The organism is Anaeromassilibacillus senegalensis (assembly GCF_001261775.1).
Lineage (GTDB): Bacteria > Bacillota > Clostridia > Oscillospirales > Acutalibacteraceae > Anaeromassilibacillus > Anaeromassilibacillus senegalensis.
Genome location: NZ_LN868537.1, coordinates 332,875 through 349,881, shown reverse-complemented (window position 1 = coordinate 349,881; position 17,007 = coordinate 332,875). Strand labels below are relative to the sequence as shown.

At 52.9% G+C, this 17,007-nt stretch carries 14 protein-coding genes; 5 read left to right on the top strand and 9 right to left on the bottom strand.

The window, feature by feature from the left end; all coding sequences use genetic code 11:
* Window positions 1–173 precede the first annotated feature (173 nt).
* Window positions 174–1,169 carry a biotin--[acetyl-CoA-carboxylase] ligase gene (locus BN2106_RS07280; RefSeq protein ID WP_050697908.1) on the top strand — a complete coding sequence of 332 codons (996 nt, stop codon included), beginning with the start codon at window positions 174–176 and terminating at the stop codon, window positions 1,167–1,169.
* Window positions 1,170–1,263: 94 nt separating this feature from the next.
* Here BN2106_RS07280 and BN2106_RS07275 read toward each other — a convergent pair whose 3' ends face one another.
* The 3 genes from BN2106_RS07275 to BN2106_RS07265 form a co-directional block, all read right to left on the bottom strand.
* A complete protein-coding gene (locus BN2106_RS07275; RefSeq protein WP_050697907.1) occupies window positions 1,264–2,958 on the bottom strand; it encodes a glutamine--tRNA ligase/YqeY domain fusion protein in 1,695 nt (564 codons plus the stop codon).
* Between the two features lie 34 nt (window positions 2,959–2,992).
* Window positions 2,993–4,462 (bottom strand): glutamate--tRNA ligase, encoded by a 1,470-nt coding sequence (gltX, locus tag BN2106_RS07270; protein ID WP_050698459.1) that lies wholly within the window; start codon window positions 4,460–4,462, stop codon window positions 2,993–2,995.
* Window positions 4,463–4,619: 157 nt separating this feature from the next.
* The gene (locus BN2106_RS07265; protein ID WP_050697906.1) at window positions 4,620–5,414 is read right to left on the bottom strand and encodes a M15 family metallopeptidase; all 795 of its coding nucleotides are present in this window, start codon (window positions 5,412–5,414) and stop codon (window positions 4,620–4,622) included.
* A gap of 174 nt (window positions 5,415–5,588) precedes the next feature.
* Between BN2106_RS07265 and BN2106_RS07260 the strand changes: the two genes are divergently transcribed.
* Both BN2106_RS07260 and BN2106_RS07255 read left to right on the top strand, forming a co-directional pair.
* Window positions 5,589–5,774, top strand: coding sequence for a YdeI/OmpD-associated family protein (locus BN2106_RS07260; protein WP_050697905.1), 186 nt, complete (start codon window positions 5,589–5,591; stop codon window positions 5,772–5,774).
* Window positions 5,775–5,828: 54 nt separating this feature from the next.
* Complete coding sequence (locus tag BN2106_RS07255; RefSeq protein WP_050697904.1) at window positions 5,829–6,038, top strand: hypothetical protein; 210 nt, start codon at window positions 5,829–5,831, stop codon at window positions 6,036–6,038.
* Window positions 6,039–6,080: 42 nt separating this feature from the next.
* Here the strand turns inward: BN2106_RS07255 and BN2106_RS07250 are convergent, their stop codons facing one another.
* Window positions 6,081–6,839, bottom strand: coding sequence for a nitroreductase family protein (locus BN2106_RS07250; protein WP_050697903.1), 759 nt, complete (start codon window positions 6,837–6,839; stop codon window positions 6,081–6,083).
* Between the two features lie 112 nt (window positions 6,840–6,951).
* Here BN2106_RS07250 and BN2106_RS07245 point away from each other — a divergent pair, with 112 nt between their 5' ends.
* The gene (locus tag BN2106_RS07245) at window positions 6,952–7,608 is read left to right on the top strand and encodes a DUF2238 domain-containing protein (protein ID WP_050697902.1); all 657 of its coding nucleotides are present in this window, start codon (window positions 6,952–6,954) and stop codon (window positions 7,606–7,608) included.
* A gap of 139 nt (window positions 7,609–7,747) precedes the next feature.
* A complete protein-coding gene (locus tag BN2106_RS07240) occupies window positions 7,748–8,656 on the top strand; it encodes an SDR family oxidoreductase (RefSeq protein ID WP_050697901.1) in 909 nt (302 codons plus the stop codon).
* 49 nt (window positions 8,657–8,705) lie between these two features.
* Here BN2106_RS07240 and tuf read toward each other — a convergent pair whose 3' ends face one another.
* The 5 genes from tuf to rpoC all read right to left on the bottom strand — a co-directional run bounded on the left by tuf (window position 8,706) and on the right by rpoC (window position 16,989).
* On the bottom strand, window positions 8,706–9,908 hold the full coding sequence (gene tuf / locus BN2106_RS07235) for an elongation factor Tu (protein WP_050697900.1): 1,203 nt from the start codon (window positions 9,906–9,908) through the stop codon (window positions 8,706–8,708).
* Window positions 9,909–10,012: 104 nt separating this feature from the next.
* The gene (fusA, locus tag BN2106_RS07230; RefSeq protein ID WP_050697899.1) at window positions 10,013–12,094 is read right to left on the bottom strand and encodes an elongation factor G; all 2,082 of its coding nucleotides are present in this window, start codon (window positions 12,092–12,094) and stop codon (window positions 10,013–10,015) included.
* 45 nt (window positions 12,095–12,139) lie between these two features.
* Window positions 12,140–12,610, bottom strand: a complete 471-nt coding sequence (gene rpsG, locus BN2106_RS07225) for a 30S ribosomal protein S7 (RefSeq protein ID WP_050697898.1) — start codon at window positions 12,608–12,610, stop codon at window positions 12,140–12,142.
* Window positions 12,611–12,766: 156 nt separating this feature from the next.
* On the bottom strand, window positions 12,767–13,189 hold the full coding sequence (rpsL, locus tag BN2106_RS07220; protein WP_050697897.1) for a 30S ribosomal protein S12: 423 nt from the start codon (window positions 13,187–13,189) through the stop codon (window positions 12,767–12,769).
* A gap of 257 nt (window positions 13,190–13,446) precedes the next feature.
* On the bottom strand, window positions 13,447–16,989 hold the full coding sequence (gene rpoC / locus BN2106_RS07215) for a DNA-directed RNA polymerase subunit beta' (protein WP_050697896.1): 3,543 nt from the start codon (window positions 16,987–16,989) through the stop codon (window positions 13,447–13,449).
* Window positions 16,990–17,007 lie beyond the last annotated feature (18 nt).

Genomic DNA, 17,007 nt, shown 5'->3' with positions numbered 1-17,007 from the left:
TATCTATCGGAATTTATATTATAACACCATTTCCAGCAAACAGACAGACCTTTTTTACGTTTCTCTCTTTCTTCCGAAGCGGCCCGTGTGCTTCCTTCCAATTTGTGCTATACTACAATAAGCGTAAACGTACTTTGTGTACATCGAAAAATTTCACAGAAAGTTGTGATAGAATGACCACCAAGGAAAACATCTTACAACGCCTGCAGGACACCGAAGATTACCTCTCCGGTGAACAGCTGAGTGAAGAACTGGGTGTCTCCCGCGCCGCTGTCTGGAAAGCCATCCAGTCCCTGCGGGATGCCGGATACCAGATCGACTCCGCCACCAACCGGGGATACCGGCTTCTCGCCCTGCCGGACCTGCTGACAGAAGCGGAGATCCGCGCGGGCCTGCATACCAAAACGCTGGGAAGCAAAATTGTCTGCCTGGCGGAGACGGATTCCACCAACGAGGAAGCCAAGCGCCAAGCGCTGCGGGGCGCGCCGGACGGAAGCGTTTTCACCGCAGAGCAGCAGACCGGCGGCAAGGGCCGCCTGGGACGCCGCTGGGAACAGCCGGAAGGAACGGGCGTCTGGTTCAGCGTGCTGCTGCGTCCGGGCCTGATCCCGTCGGAGGTAGGCAATATTACCCTGCTGGCGGGCATTGCTGTCTGCCGCGCCATTCGTTCCCTGACCGGCTGCGAAGCAAAAATCAAATGGCCCAACGACGTGGTGATCGGCAGCCGGAAAGTCTGCGGTATCCTGACCGAGATGGCGGCGGAGGTCGACCGGATCGAATACATGGTGCTCGGCATTGGCATCAACGCCAATATTCCCGTGTTCCCGGAAAGTCTTGCGGAAAAGGCAACTTCTCTACAGATTGAAACGGGCCGCACCGTCTCCCGCGCAAAGCTTTTACAGGCTGTTTTATGGGAACTGGAAGGGTTGCTGACGCCAGAAAACTACAGTTGTCTGACACCTGCTGTCCTGCATGAATACCAAATGCTCTGCGTCTCTATCGGCCGGCGCGTTGGATTCTACCAGGGAAAGATCCAGAAAACCGGCACAGCTGTTGGTGTCAGTTCCACCGGCGAGCTGCTCGTCAACACCGATGACGGGCGGCAGACTGCTGTCAACGCGGGCGAAGTCGTGGTGCAGGGAATTTACGGACAGACACTTCCCCAATAGCAAAAGCGCTTGAATGAACGCCTGAAAAATCAGCTGAATTGACGATTCCCCCCGCGCGGTGCGCGGGGGGAATCGTTGTTTATCAGGTCTTTTTTTATTTGCCCGCTTTCTTTTTAAAACCGTCCTTTAAAGAAACGGAGCGGTTAAACACCGGATGTTCCGGCGTGCTGTCCACACTATCCGCGCAGAAATATCCCTGGCGCATGAACTGGAAGGACTGCCCCGGCTTGGCCTCTGCCAGCGCGGGCTCTACCTTGCAACCTGTCAGCACCTTGAGGGAATCCGGATTCAGCACTTCCAGGAAATCGCCCGCATCCGGGTCTGGAACGGTAAACAGGCTGTCGTACAGCCGGACTTCCGCATCGACCGCAGTTTTGGCGTCCACCCAGTGGATGGTTCCCTTAATCTTGCGGCCGTCCGGCGTGTTGCCGCCGCGCGTGGCCGGATCGTACTCGGCGTACACCTCAATCACATTGCCGTCCTCGTCTTTTTTGCAGCCCGTGCAACGGACGATATACGTGGTCTTCAAACGCACCTCATTGCCTGGGAACAGACGGAAGTACCCCTTAAAGGGTTCCTCCAGAAAGTCCTCGCGCTCAATCCAAAGCTCGCGGGAAAACAGAACCGTGCGGGTCCCCTCTTCCGGCTTGCCGGGATTGTTTTCCACTTCAAATTCCTCTGTCAAATCTTCCGGATAATTGGTGATAATCAGTTTGACCGGGTCCAGCACCGCCATGACACGCTGTGCGTTCTCGTTCAAATCTTCACGCAGGCAGTGCTCCAGGAAGCCGTATTCCACCGTGCTGTTTACCTTGGAAACGCCGATGCGCTCACAGAAATTGCGGATGGATGCCGGGGTGTAGCCGCGGCGGCGCAGGCCGCACAGCGTCGGCATACGGGGATCATCCCAGCCGGAGACATAATTGCCCTCCACCAGCTGGCGCAGCTTGCGTTTGCTCATCACCGTATTGTTAATTCCCAGACGTGCAAATTCGATCTGGCGCGGCTTGTCCGGCAGATCGACATTGGCAATTACCCAGTCGTACAGCGGCCTGTGGTCCTCAAACTCCAGGGAACACAGGGAGTGCGTAATTCCCTCCAGCGCGTCTTCAATCGGATGCGCGTAATCATACATCGGATAAATGCACCAGGTATCCCCCGTGCGGTGATGATGCATGTGGTTGATGCGGTAAATCACCGGGTCGCGCATATTGAAGTTGCCGGAGGCCAAATCAATCTTTGCACGCAGCGTCATTTTGCCATCTGCAAACTCGCCCGCCTTCATGCGCGCAAAAAGGTCCAGGCTTTCTTCAACCGGACGGTCGCGATACGGACTGACCGCAGGCTGCGTCAGATCGCCGCGGTTTTCCCGCATCTGCTCCGGGGTCAACTCACATACATAAGCAAGCCCTTTTTTGATCAGGCCAACCGCCAGCTCATACATCTTCGGAAAATAGTCCGACGCAAAATAGAAACGGTCATCCCAGGAAAACCCCAGCCACTGGATATCCTCTTTGATCGCATCGACATACTCGGTATCCTCTTTGGTGGGGTTCGTATCATCCATGCGCAGGTTGCAGACGCCGCGGTATTTTTCCGCCGTGCCAAAGTCAATACAGATCGCCTTGGCATGGCCGATATGCAGATAGCCGTTGGGTTCCGGCGGAAAACGCGTGTGTACCGTCTTCCCGGCAAACCGGCCGCCCGGCTGGATATCCTCATCGATAAAATCGTGGATAAAATTGCTCCAGCCTTCCGTCTCTTCCCTGTTCTTGATCTCGTCGCTCATTTCGGGTGCTCCTTTATACCAAAATTTCGTTCTATCAATGATGCAGTTTTTCAAGTCCGATCTTCAGCCGGCGGACCGCCTCATCCTTGCCCAAGATGGCCAGAATTTCCATTGCCCCACCGGGCGTGACCAGCATGCCGGCCGCCGCAATGCGCACCGGCCAAAGCAAAGTGCCGTTTTTAACCTCGAGCTGCTGCGCCAGCGCGATCAGTCTTTCGTGGATCACATCAAGCTGCCAATCTTCCACCTGCTCCAGTTCCGCAATTGCCGCCTCCAGCATGGTCACGGAATTTTCCAAATTGGTCTTACTCTTTTTATTGATAAAAAATTCTTTGTCATAGTCCGGCAGGTCCTGGAAGAAACCGATAATTCCCGGAATCTCCGTCAGCTTTGTCACACGCGGCTGCAGGATGGTCGCAAGCACCTCCAGATTGACCTGCTTGTCCCCAAACACCTGCTGGAAATACGGCTGTGCCGCCGCGATGAATTCTGCCTGCGGCATGTTGCGGATGTACTCCGCATTAAACCAGGTCAGTTTATCGTAATCAAACACCGCGGGAGATTTGCTAATGCCGTCGATGGAGAAATGCTCCGCCAGCTCCGCCAAAGTAAACAGCTCACGGTTCTCCTTGGGGCACCAGCCCAACAGCGCGATATAATTGGTGATCGCCTCCGGGAGATAGCCCTCCTTGACCAAATCCTCAAAGCCGGTCGCACCGTGCCGTTTGGACAGTTTGGAGACGCTCCCGTCCTCGTTTTTGCCCATGATCAGCGGCAGGTGTACATAGGTGGGAAGCGCCCAGCCGAACGCTTCATACAGCAGGTTATACTTTGGTGTAGAGGTCAGGTACTCACAGCCGCGCACCACGTGTGTGATGTGCATCAGGTGGTCATCAACAACGTTCGCGAAATTGTATGTAGGATACCCGTCCGATTTCAGCAGAACCTGGTCCTCCAACTCGCGGTTTTCAATGGTGATGTCGCCGTACACAACATCGTGAAAGGTCGTGGAACCTTCCACCGGCATTTTCTGCCGGATGACATAGGGCGTACCCGCCGCCAGCAAACGCTCCACTTCTTCTTTGGGCAGGTCGCGGCAATGGCGGTCATATCCACCAAAGGATTCCTCGCCGTCCTTGCTCTCATGCAGCGCGTCCAGACGCTCTTTTGTGCAGAAGCAGTAGTACGCTTTGCCCTGCTCGACCAGCTGCTCCGCGTACGGCTTGTACAGGTCTTTGCGCAGGCTTTGCACATAGGGACCGTATTCACCGCCAATATCCGGGCCTTCATCATGCTGCAGGCCCACTTTTCTCAATGTATTGTAAATGATGTCAACCGCGCCCTCCACCAGCCGTTCCTGGTCGGTATCCTCAATGCGCAGCACAAATTGCCCGCCCATAGACTTGGCGATCAAATATTCGTACAGAGCTGTGCGAAGATTGCCGACATGCATAAAGCCGGTGGGGCTTGGTGCAAATCTGGTTCTTACCACTTGATTTTGCATAAAAATCCGCCTCTCGTTTTTTTCGCGCGCAAAAGCGGCCGCTTCCGCGCTTCCCTCACTGCCATTCGCCGGAAAAACCGGCTGAATACGGAAAAACGCCGCCGCAACGCGCGGACGGCGTCCCAATTCTTTTATTATACCAAATACACGCAGGATTTCAACGATTATCTTCCAAATAGTCTACATACTCTTCCAAACAGAAATGGCGCTCCCGGATCGCTTTTGCGTGCTCCACGCCGACAAACCGGTAATGCCACGGCTCGTACCGAATGCCTGTAATCTCCTGTTTATCCTTTGGATACCGCAGGATAAAACCGTATTCCGCCGCGTGCTCGTCCAGCCAGGCAAATTCCGGCGTTGTATCAAAGTTTTCCGCCACGCCGTTGAGGTCGATCGCCAGGCCGGTATTGTGTTCGCTCCACCCCGGCCGCGCTACGGAAACAGCCGCAACGGCCTCCGCCTCCTTCTGGTCCATGCCTTTGTCCAGGTTTTCATTGACTGCACGGGTGAACAGCTCTTCCTGCCGCGCCACACTGCGGTATCCGGAAGAAATCCACAGTGAAACACCGTCCGCGCGCGCGGCGCGCTGCATCTGCTTGAACGGTTCCTCCAGCCGCTCGTCTACATCCGTCCCATATAAATCGATGATATTTCGGTGAAAGCTGTCCGGCAGCGAGTGTTCAAAATTGACCAGCACCAGCGTATCGTCCAGCTCCGCTCTTTCGTACACCGGCTCAGCAGGTTTGGCGTCCACCAGCGTTGCTCCAGACAAGGGTTGTTTTCCGCTCGGCGCCGATTCCTGCTGGACCTCCTGCCGGGCTTCTGTCTGCTCTACAGAGACTTTTTCCATCGTATAAATAAAAATGGCGCTGACGCCGGCTGTCATTGCGGCTGTCAGCAGCATGACACCCAGCGACAGGAAGAAGCGCCTGATTTTAGAAGTTTTTCTCATTCAATCCCATCCTCTTGTTCGTTCTCACAGCTATTCTTGCACAGAGAAAACCTTTCATACCAGAAAAGGCCGTTTTTGCATCCATCCAGATTTTACATGTCCATGCGGTTCATGGATCAAACAGAAAACGGAAATACTGGTCGTATCCTTGTAATTTTAAGAGGAGGAATCCATATGGAAGAATTACCGCTCGGTTTCGGTATGGCGCTTGCTCAGCATCCGCAGGCAATGGAGCACTTCTGTGCAATGCCGGAAAACAGACAGAAACAGATTATTGCGCACACGCACAGCATCCAATCCAAACAGGAAATGCATGCTTTTGTACAGGAGCTGGCTGGCAATACGACATCTTTTTCCTGATATTTTGCACCAACCGGCTATCTTTGTCATATCCTGTATCAGGGTGAGCATGTAATGGATAATTGTTACGGAGAACGTTTGATTGCCGCGGGAACCGCAATTGCCTTCCAATTGGCACACGACAGAACCCCGGAACAACTCGCCTTGATGGGAGACCTGTTCGACGTCATTGGCGACGAATTGGCACTTTTGGCGGGAACAAAGGGAATGTGCAAACTGGAGCGCGATAACGCTTCTCTTCGCGACACACTGGAATCCAAATAAAAAATCCGCATGAAACATACATTGTCTCCATGCGGATTTTTCCTATTTATTTTGAAACTGTTGTATATACAGCGATGCCGAACGGGACATTTCCCGGGAAAATTCCGAGTTGTATTTACGCTTGCAAAATGCCTGCATAAAAGCCGGATAGTCAAACAACGACTTTCCCTCCCGTCCCGCCTGCTCCTGGAAAAACGCTTCATGCTCCTGTGGGCTGAATGTTTGGTAAGCATTTTCCTGCACAATATAGGACTGTTCAAACCGTTCCGGCTTCTTCCGCCTCTTTTGCTGCTCCGTCGGGTATCCATAGACAAGCATGACCGCGGGGAACACATAGTCCGGCAGGCACAACAGCTCCCGGTGCGCTTCGTATTGTTCCAGAACATCTCCGATGTAGCAGGAGCCGATTCCCAAGCTCTCCGCCGCAACAACGCTGTTCTGCGCCGCGATGCAGGCGTCCGCCATCGCCAGCAGTAGATCGCCCTCCGCAGGTTTGCGCGGTTCACAGCCGGCATACCGGAACGCGTCATACCATCTACGGAAATCCGCCAGGAAGATCAGCACCATCGGCGCTTTCGCGATGAATGGCTGATTGTCGCAGGTGACTGCAAGTTTTTTCTTCAACATCGGATCGGTGATATCCAAAATGGTATACAAAGCCTGATTGCCCGCCGACGGCGCCTGCATGGCTGCTTTGATGATCGCATCTTTTTCTGTTTGTGCAATCAGCTGATCTGTAAATACACGCACAGACTTTCTCCGGTACAAGCTTTCTAATATCTGATTCGTAATCCTGCACATCCTTTCCTGTTTCCTAAGAGAAACAGCAATAATCCTTTATGGCCTTCCCTTTTCCGTACGGATTGTTGTATGATAGGGATATCGTACCCCATTTTCGGTAAGGAGGCCATTTATGATCCATCGTGAAGCAATTTTTCAAAAACTGAACCCATTTCTAATCGGTATTTACAGCATCGTCAGCCTCGGTTTGGCTGTCTACAACATTCAATTGGGAAGGCCATATTATTACATTCTCGCTTTTGGCGGACTTCTGCTGCTGGCGGTTCCTTTTCTTCTTGAAAAACTGTTCCACCTGCAAACTGTCCACCAATTCCGCTTTGTCGTGTACCTGTTCAGCTTTTTGGCCTATGTCATCGGACTGGTAGTTCCCGCCTATTCTCTGGTGCCCTATTACGACAAAGCAATCCATACCTTATCAGGCGTCTTCTGCACTTTCGGTGCCCTTTTGTTATTCTATCTCCTTTCGCCGCAAAAGGAAATACGGGAAAAGGATTTTCCACTGGTTTCTGTCTTTTCGTTCTCTGTGTCCATGGCAGTCGCCGGATTATGGGAGCTTTCAGAATACGCCATCAGCGTTGTCTTTGGAACGGATCCACAAAACGTTCTGACGACCGGCGTACACGATACCATGCAGGATATGTTGGTCTGCCTGATCGGTTCCCTGCTTTTTTTGATTTCCATCTACTGCTACTACAAAAAGAGGAAAACCAGTCTCCTGATGGGAATTTTCCAAACCTTCCACGCGTCCAATTTCCAAGGAAAGCGCTGACCTGTTAATAAAGCCTCCGTCAATCATTCCGGACGGAGGCTTTTCGTTTGCCCTGCTGCAACATATCCAACGCCGGATACACATAAAAATGCAAATAGAAGAAATACGCGCAGTTGACCCTCAGAAAGGTGGAACGATCATGTATCCGGTTTATCCATATTTAAAGAAAGAAAGCAAATGCCGGGAGATTCCCGTCCTGTTCCCGCCGCAGCACCAATACGGTCAACCGGGAATGGAATATCTCATGGACCCCACCCCCATCTCGGAAAACCCAGACAGCAAAGGCAGTGGAAAACTACAGGACCGGGTCGCCATCATCACAGGCGGCGACAGCGGCATTGGCCGGGCGATCGCCTATGCATTTGCAAAAGAGGGCGCCGATGTAGCAATTTGCTACTTTAACGAGCATCAGGACGCCAGAGACACCAAATGCCGCGTAGAACAACTTGGCAGGAAATGCCTGCTGATCCCCGGCGACCTGAAACAGGAATCCATGTCGCAGGAGGCCGTTGAACAAGTATTGAATTGCTTTGGAAAAATTGATGTTCTGGTCAACAACCATGCGGTGCAATTTATCCAGAAAAGCATTCTGGATATCAGTGAGGAACAGCTCGATCTGACCTTCCGCACCAATATTTACGCCTTCTTCTTTATGATCAAGGCCGTACTTCCCCATTTAAAGGCCGGCGCTTCCATTATTAATACAACTTCCGTCACAGCCTACCGGGGCAGCGCAAACCTGCTGGATTACAGTTCCACCAAAGGTGCAGTCCTTGCTCTGACGCGCTCGCTGTCGCAGAACCTGGTCAAGCAGGGAATCCGCGTCAACGGCGTAGCGCCCGGCCCCATTTGGACACCCCTGATTCCCTCTTCCTATTCCGCAAAGGAAGTGACCACCTTTGGCAGTTATACCTCTGAGGTTCCCATGCAGCGCGCAGGACAGCCATTTGAAGTCGCTCCCTGCTATGTTTTTCTGGCTTCGGATGACTCCCGGTATATGACAGGACAGGTGCTGCACCCGGACGGCGGCACCATTGTCAACGGATAACGCAAAAAGGGCTTCATTCTTACGAATGAAGCCCTTTTTTGTTTTTTAATTACTCGTTGATCGCGATAACAACACCGGAACCAACCGTACGGCCACCCTCACGGATAGCGAAACGGAGGCCTTCCTCGATTGCGATCGGGGTGATCAGCTCAACGTCCATTTCAACGTTATCGCCAGGCATGCACATCTCTGTGCCTTCCGGCAGGTTGATGACGCCGGTAACGTCTGTGGTTCTGAAATAGAACTGCGGACGATAGTTGTTGAAGAACGGTGTATGACGGCCGCCTTCATCCTTGGTCAGGACGTAGACCTGGCCACGAAATTTGGTGTGCGGGTGGATGGAGCCCGGCTTCGCCAGAACCTGTCCACGCTCAATCTCTGTTCTCTGAACGCCACGGAGCAGCGCGCCAACGTTATCGCCAGCTTCTGCAAAGTCCAGAATCTTTCTGAACATTTCCAGACCGGTAACAACGGTCTTCTTGCGCTCTTCGGTCAGGCCAACGATTTCAATTTCTTCGCCAACCTTAATGACGCCACGCTCAACTCTGCCGGTAGCAACTGTGCCACGGCCAGTGATGGTGAAGACATCTTCAACCGGCATCAGGAACGGCAGGTCAGACTTGCGCTCCGGAGTCGGGATAAAGCTGTCAACAGCATCCATCAGCTCATGAATGCACTTGTATTCCGGTGCATCGGTGTCCTTGGAAGCGGACTCCAGAGCAACCAGAGCGGAACCACGGATGATCGGGGTGTCGTCGCCCGGGAACTCATACTCGTTGAGCAGGTCACGAATTTCCATCTCAACCAGATCGAGCAGTTCCGGATCGTCAACCTGATCCGCTTTGTTCATGAATACAACGATATACGGCACGCCAACCTGACGGGAAAGCAGGATGTGCTCTCTGGTCTGCGGCATCGGGCCGTCTGCAGCGGAAACAACCAGGATCGCACCGTCCATCTGCGCAGCACCGGTGATCATGTTCTTAACATAGTCAGCATGGCCAGGGCAGTCAACGTGAGCATAGTGACGGGTTTCCGTCTGATACTCAACGTGCGCGGTGTTGATGGTGATACCACGCTCTCTCTCTTCCGGAGCCTTATCGATGTTCGCATAATCAACGAAATCAGCGTCGCCCGCGAGATTGAGAACCTTGGTGATCGCAGCAGTCAGAGTGGTTTTACCATGGTCAACGTGACCAATGGTACCAATGTTTACATGGGGTTTGGATCTTTCAAATTTTGCCTTTGCCATTGGGATTCTCCTCCTTTTATAAATACAGAGTAAGATTTTTTAAGTCAGAACTATGCTTATCATTTTACCAAGGAAACCCGGAAAAATCAAGCATATTTTGTAACTTATTCAGTCTTTTTACCACGCTCGGAAATAATCGAGTCAGCAACAAACTTCGGAACCTCCGCATAGTGGTCGGGCTCCATTGTATACTGGCCTCTGCCCTGCGTTTTGGAACGCATGTCGGTCGCATAACCAAACATTTCAGACAGCGGAACCATGGAATTGATCTGCTGAGCGCCGGAAACCGCGTCCATGCCCTGGATCAGGCCACGACGGGAGTTCAGGTCGCCGATGACGTCGCCCATGTAGTCTTCCGGTACAATGACAACAACCTTCATGATCGGCTCCAGAATGACCGGATCGGCCTTCTTCATCGCCTCTTTGAACGCCATGGAACCGGCGATCTTAAAGGCCATTTCAGAGGAGTCGACTTCATGGTAAGAACCATCGTACAGGGTGACTTTTACGTCGACAACGTTATATCCAGCCAATACGCCGGAGAGCATCGCACCGCGGATACCCTGGTCAACCGCAGGAATGTATTCCTTCGGAATAGATCCGCCAACGGTGGCATTGATAAACTCGTAGCCCTTCTCCGGGTTCGGCTCAACCTTAATTTTAACATGGCCATACTGGCCCTTACCGCCGGACTGTCTCGCATACTTGGTATCCACATCCGCCAGCTTGCGGACGGTTTCCTTATATGCAACCTGCGGCTTACCGACATTCGCTTCCACCTTGAATTCACGCAGCAGTCTGTCTACAATGATTTCCAAGTGCAGCTCGCCCATGCCGGCGATGATGGTCTGTCCGGTCTCTTCGTCGGTATACGCCTTGAAGGTCGGATCTTCTTCCGCCAGCTTTGCCAGCGCAATGCCCATCTTCTCCTGACCGGCTTTTGTCTTCGGCTCGATCGCCACGCGGATAACCGGTTCCGGGAATTCCATGGATTCCAGAATAACCGGATGCTTCTCGTCGCAGAAGGTGTCGCCGGTGGTGGTGTTCTTTACGCCAATTGCGGCAGCAATATCACCCGCATAAACAATGTCGATATCCTGACGATGGTTTGCATGCATCTGCAGGATACGGCCGATGCGCTCTTTATTGTCTTTAACGGAGTTATAAACCGTGGCGCCAGCGCTCAGCGTACCGGAATATACACGGAAATAGCAGAGCTTACCAACAAACGGGTCTGTGGCAATCTTAAACGCAAGAGCGGAGAACGGCTCGTCGTCCGAAGCATGACGGACTTCTTCTTCGCCGGTTTCCGGATTCACGCCCTTGATCGCTTCGATATCCGTCGGAGCGGGCATATAGTCCACAATGGCATCAAGGAGCTTCTGTACGCCCTTGTTTTTATAGGAAGTACCGCAGCAAACCGGAACCATCTGATTGGCAATCGTGGCCTTACGGATGGTGGTGATGATCTCTTCACGAGTGAACTCCTCGCCAGAGAGATATTTCTCCATCAGCGCGTCGTCCTGCTCGGCAATGTGCTCGAGCATCGCGGTGCGGTATTCCTCGGCCTTTTCACGCATGTCTTCCGGAATGTCTTCCTGACGCATGTCTTTGCCCATATCGTCATAGTAGATATCGGCTTTCATCTCGACCAGATCGATGATCCCTCTAAAGGTATCCTCACTGCCGATCGGCAGCTGGATCGGGACGGCGGCGCACTTCAGGCGGTCCTTCATCATCTGAACGACGTTGTAGAAATCCGCGCCCATGATGTCCATCTTGTTTACATACGCCATACGCGGAACATGATATTCCTCCGCCTGACGCCAAACCGTCTCGGACTGGGGCTCAACGCCGCCCTTTGCACAGAATACGGTTACGGAACCATCCAGCACGCGCAGGGAACGCTCAACCTCAACGGTAAAGTCCACGTGGCCGGGGGTGTCGATGATGTTGATTCTATGGCCTTTCCAGAAGCAGGTGGTAGCAGCGGAGGTAATGGTAATGCCTCTCTCCTGCTCCTGCGCCATCCAGTCCATGGTAGCAGCGCCATCGTGTGTTTCACCAATTTTGTGGTTAACGCCCGTGTAGTACAGAATACGTTCTGTCGTTGTTGTTTTACCAGCATCGATGTGCGCCATGATGCCGATATTACGGGTTTGTTCGAGTGATACCTGCCTTGGCATAGTTTCCTCCTTAAAGTTCTGAAAATAGTTGAATGCCCGCGCAAATTACCATCTGTAATGTGCGAAAGCTCTGTTCGCTTCTGCCATCTTGTGCGTATCGTCACGCTTCTTAGCAGCACCGCCAGCACCATTTACAGCGTCAAGGATTTCGCCGGCAAGTCTCTCCCTCATGGTCTTTTCAGATCTGAGTCTGGAATACTTCGTCATCCAGCGCAAACCAAGGGTTTGTCTTCTTTCCGGACGAACTTCCATCGGGACCTGGTAGGTGGCACCGCCGACGCGGCGAGCCTTTACCTCGAGCTGCGGCATAACATTCTCCATTGCCTGCTCAAAAACCTCCAGGGGCTCCTTTCCGGTTTTCTCACGGATAATATCAAATGCACCATAGACGATTTTCTGGGAAACACCCTTCTTACCGTCAAACATAATATTATTGATGAGACGTGTTACAAGCTTTGAATTGTAAAGCGGATCGGGCAAAACATCACGTTTTGCGATATTACCTCTTCTTGGCACTTTACTTCCCTCCTTCACATAATGATATCATAGGTACTCGAAAGCGACAAACTCCCGTTGGCCAACACAGAGGCGTTTTCCAAGAATAGAAGCATCTATATCTAAAACGCCGCTGCATTTTTGCAGCCGTTCGGTCTCTGTCAAATTGAAACTACCTTATTTTTTTCCTGCCTTCGGACGTTTAGCGCCATACTTGGAACGGGCCTGCATACGTTTTGCAACGCCCTGCGCGTCCAGCGTACCACGGATAATATGGTAACGGACACCAGGAAGGTCCTTAACACGGCCGCCGCGGATCATAACAACGCTATGCTCCTGCAGGTTGTGACCGACGCCGGGGATGTAAGCGCTGACTTCGATTCCGTTGGAGAGCCTGACTCTTGCGATCTTTCTCAGAGCAGAGTTCGGCTTCTTCGGGGTGGCAGTCTTAACAGCGGTACAAACACCGCGCTTCTGCGGAGAATCCTGATCGATCGGAACACGCTTCTTGGAGTTCCAGCCTTTCAAAAGCGCAGGAGCCTTTGCTTTCTTTTCGCTTACCTCACGGCCAGTATGAACTAACTGGTTAAATGTTGGCATACGACACCTCCTCACTATAGAAGTAATATATGTCAAGCGGAATACCGCTAAACATCAAAAAAAGATTTGAACACAATTTTATCCTGTCCCGAAATTTCTCCTCGGGACAGGATAAACGCTTTTCAACTTTCGCAATTGTCCGGCAAAATCCGCCGAATCCCAAGGCGATGTTCCCCATATTTTATGCATTTTACATGCAATCTCAGACATTATGGAGAATATTGCCTGCTCAATCGCTACAATTGGTTATTATAACGCTAAATAGCCTCGTTTGTCAAGTCCTCATTCGTGGGTTCAATCTCCACGTCGCTGTAGCATTTCATACCCGTGCCGGCCGGAACCAGCTTGCCGATGATGACGTTTTCTTTCAGGCCAAGCAGCGGATCGACCTTGCCCTTAATGGCGGCGTCGGTCAGTACGCGGGTTGTTTCCTGGAAGGAAGCCGCGGACAGGAAGGAATCGGTCGCCAGGGAAGCCTTGGTGATACCCAGCAATGTCGGAGAGCAGGTGGCTTCCTGCAGTTCCGTTTCGCCAGCGGCGATTCGGTCGCGGATTTTCTGGTTCTCGTACTCAAACTCAGATTTTTCCACCAGGGAGCTGGGCAGCAGTGTGGTGTCGCCCGCCTCTTCCACCTTGACCTTCTTCATCATCTGGCGCACAATGACCTCGATGTGCTTGTCGTTGATGTCAACGCCCTGCATCCGGTAAACGCGCTGGACTTCCTGAATCAGGTAATCCTGTACCGCATGTGTGCCGCTGATGGCAAGCACATCGTGCGGGTTGACGGAGCCTTCCGTAATACGGGTACCTGCCGGGATAACATCGCCTTCATTGACGATCAGGCGGGAACCAAACGGAATCAGATAAGATTTGCTCTCCCCTGTCTCCGAATCGGTGACTACCGCATGTTTATTCTTTTTGATCTCCTCAAAGGAAACTTTTCCGCCAATCTCGCTCAGGATCGCCAGATGCTTCGGCTTACGTCCTTCAAAAAGTTCTTCAACACGCGGAAGACCCTGTGTGATATCCTCGGCACTCGCGACACCGCCGGTGTGGAACGTTCTCATTGTCAGCTGTGTACCCGGCTCACCGATGGACTGCGCCGCAATGATACCGACCGCCTCGCCGACAGTGACCGGCTGACCGTTCGCCAGGTTCGCACCGTAGCACTTCTTGCAGACGCCGTGGCGCGCACGGCAATTCAGGATGGAACGAATCTTGATGCGCTCCACGCCGTGGCCAACAATGATATCCGCGTCGTCGTCCGTCATCATTTTATCCTTGGAAACCAGAACCGCGCCCGTTTCCGGATCGACAAAGTCTTCTACCAAATAACGGCCAATCAGGCGTTCGTGCAGGGACTCGATGGCCTCTTTGCCCTCACGGATATCAAAGACCACCAGGCCGTCTGTGGCGCCGCAGTCGTCCTCGCGGATGATCACATCCTGCGAAACATCGACCAAGCGGCGGGTCAGGTAACCGGAGTCCGCCGTACGCAGCGCGGTATCGGCCAAGCCTTTACGGGCGCCGCGGGAAGAAATAAAGTATTCCAAAATGTTCAGGCCTTCACGATAGTTCGCACGGATCGGGATTTCAATCGTCTTACCAGAGGTGTTTGCAATCAGTCCACGCATACCGGCAAGCTGACGAATCTGGCTCATGGAACCACGCGCGCCGGAATCCGCCATCATAAAGATGGGATTGTAACGGTCAAGGCCCTTTTGCAGGGCGCTGGTAACGTCGTTCGTCGCCTTCTCCCAGGTCTTCAGCACGGCGTTGTAACGCTCGCCATTGGAAAGCAAACCGTTTTTATATTGCTCGGTGATCATATCAATCCGCTCTTCCGCGCCGGCAATGATCTCTTTCTTTTGCGGTGGAATGGTCGCGTCGCAAACCGCGACGGTGATGGCGCTCTTTGTGGAATATTTATAGCCCTGCGCCTTTATTGCATCCAACACCTCAGAGGTTTTCGGAACGCCATGGGTCTTGATGCACTTATCAATGATCTTTCCAAGCTGCTTCTTGCCAGCCAGGAAATCAATTTCAAAATCAAACGCCGTCTCCGGATTGGAGCGGTCCACAAAGCCGAGGTCCTGCGGGATCGGGCGGTTGAAGATCATGCGGCCAACCGTGGTATTAACCAGCTTGCTGACCATCTTCCCGTCGATTTCCATGGTGCGCCGCACCTTAATTTTCGCATGCAGGCTGACCGTCTTGGATTCATATGCCAGGATCGCCTCGTCAAAATCCTTGAAAACCTTGCCTTCGCCCATCTCGCCGTCTTTATCCAACGTCAGGTAATAGGAACCCAGAACCATGTCCTGCGTCGGAACGGTAACCGGGCGTCCATCGGACGGCTTGAGCAGATTGCCAGCAGCAAGCATCAGGAAGCGGGCTTCCGCCTGCGCCTCGGAGGAAAGCGGCACGTGAACCGCCATCTGGTCGCCGTCGAAGTCCGCATTGTAAGCGGTACAGGCCAGCGGATGCAGCTTCAAAGCGCGGCCCTCCACCAGCACCGGCTCAAAGGCCTGGATGCCCAGTCTGTGCAGGGTCGGCGCGCGGTTGAGCAGAACCGGATGGTTTTTGATCACAATTTCGAGCGCGTCCCAAACCTCTGGTTTCGCTCTCTCTACTGCTTTTCTGGCCGCTTTAATGTTGCCCGCCGCGCCGGTTTCCACCAGACGCTTCATGACAAAGGGCTTGAACAGCTCCAGCGCCATTTCCTTCGGCAGGCCGCACTGGTACATCTTGAGTTCCGGACCGACGACGATAACGGAACGACCGGAATAGTCGACGCGCTTGCCCAGCAGGTTCTGACGGAAACGGCCCTGCTTACCCTTAAGCATATCAGAAAGAGACTTCAACGGACGGTTGTTCGGTCCGGTAACCGGGCGGCCGCGGCGGCCATTGTCGATCAGCGCATCGACCGCTTCCTGCAGCATGCGCTTCTCGTTACGAACGATGATATCCGGCGCCCCCAACTCCAACAGCCTCTTCAGACGGTTGTTGCGGTTGATCACACGGCGGTACAAATCGTTCAAGTCGGAGGTGGCGAACCGACCGCCGTCCAACTGGACCATCGGACGGATGTCCGGCGGAATGACCGGGACAACATCCAGAATCATCCACTCCGGGCGGTTGCCGGAGAGACGGAATGCCTCCACAACCTCCAGACGCTTGAGGATGCGGACACGCTTCTGTCCGGAAGCATTGACCAGTTCATCCTTCAGCTCTTCGGATTCCTTTTCGAGGTCGATCTCCTCCAACAGCTTTTTTATCGCCTCAGCGCCCATGCTGGCTTCGAAGTCGTCCTCATATTTCTCGCGCAGATCACGGTATTCTTTTTCGCTCAGCATCTGCTTCTTCTGCAGCTCACGCACATCGCCGGGGTCCGTAACAATGTACATGGCAAAATACAGAATCTTTTCCAGCATGCGGGGGGAAATATCCAGAATCAAACCCATCCTGGAGGGAATTCCTTTAAAATACCAGATGTGGGAAACCGGCGCGGCGAGCTCAATATGGCCCATACGCTCGCGGCGGACCTTTGCCCTGGTGACTTCTACGCCGCAGCGGTCGCAGATTTTGCCCTTGTAACGGATTCTTTTATATTTTCCGCAGTGGCACTCCCAGTCCTTCTGCGGGCCAAAGATGCGCTCGCAGAAGAGGCCGTCGCGTTCCGGTTTCAGGGTACGGTAGTTGATCGTCTCCGGTTTCTTGACCTCGCCATGCGACCATTCCCGGATCTTATCCGGCGAAGCCAGTCCGATTTTTATAGATTCAAATACGTTAAATTCCATATTGTAACCCCCTTCAAT

Coding starts and splice junctions, on each gene's coding strand:
- BN2106_RS07280 (WP_050697908.1), top strand. CDS start 174: ATGACCACCAAGGAAAACATCTTACAACGCCTGCAGGACACCGAAGAT.
- BN2106_RS07275 (WP_050697907.1), bottom strand. CDS start 2,958: ATGAGCGACGAGATCAAGAACAGGGAAGAGACGGAAGGCTGGAGCAAT.
- gltX (WP_050698459.1), bottom strand. CDS start 4,462: ATGCAAAATCAAGTGGTAAGAACCAGATTTGCACCAAGCCCCACCGGC.
- BN2106_RS07265 (WP_050697906.1), bottom strand. CDS start 5,414: ATGAGAAAAACTTCTAAAATCAGGCGCTTCTTCCTGTCGCTGGGTGTC.
- BN2106_RS07260 (WP_050697905.1), top strand. CDS start 5,589: ATGGAAGAATTACCGCTCGGTTTCGGTATGGCGCTTGCTCAGCATCCG.
- BN2106_RS07255 (WP_050697904.1), top strand. CDS start 5,829: ATGGATAATTGTTACGGAGAACGTTTGATTGCCGCGGGAACCGCAATT.
- BN2106_RS07250 (WP_050697903.1), bottom strand. CDS start 6,839: ATGTGCAGGATTACGAATCAGATATTAGAAAGCTTGTACCGGAGAAAG.
- BN2106_RS07245 (WP_050697902.1), top strand. CDS start 6,952: ATGATCCATCGTGAAGCAATTTTTCAAAAACTGAACCCATTTCTAATC.
- BN2106_RS07240 (WP_050697901.1), top strand. CDS start 7,748: ATGTATCCGGTTTATCCATATTTAAAGAAAGAAAGCAAATGCCGGGAG.
- tuf (WP_050697900.1), bottom strand. CDS start 9,908: ATGGCAAAGGCAAAATTTGAAAGATCCAAACCCCATGTAAACATTGGT.
- fusA (WP_050697899.1), bottom strand. CDS start 12,094: ATGCCAAGGCAGGTATCACTCGAACAAACCCGTAATATCGGCATCATG.
- rpsL (WP_050697897.1), bottom strand. CDS start 13,189: ATGCCAACATTTAACCAGTTAGTTCATACTGGCCGTGAGGTAAGCGAA.
- rpoC (WP_050697896.1), bottom strand. CDS start 16,989: ATGGAATTTAACGTATTTGAATCTATAAAAATCGGACTGGCTTCGCCG.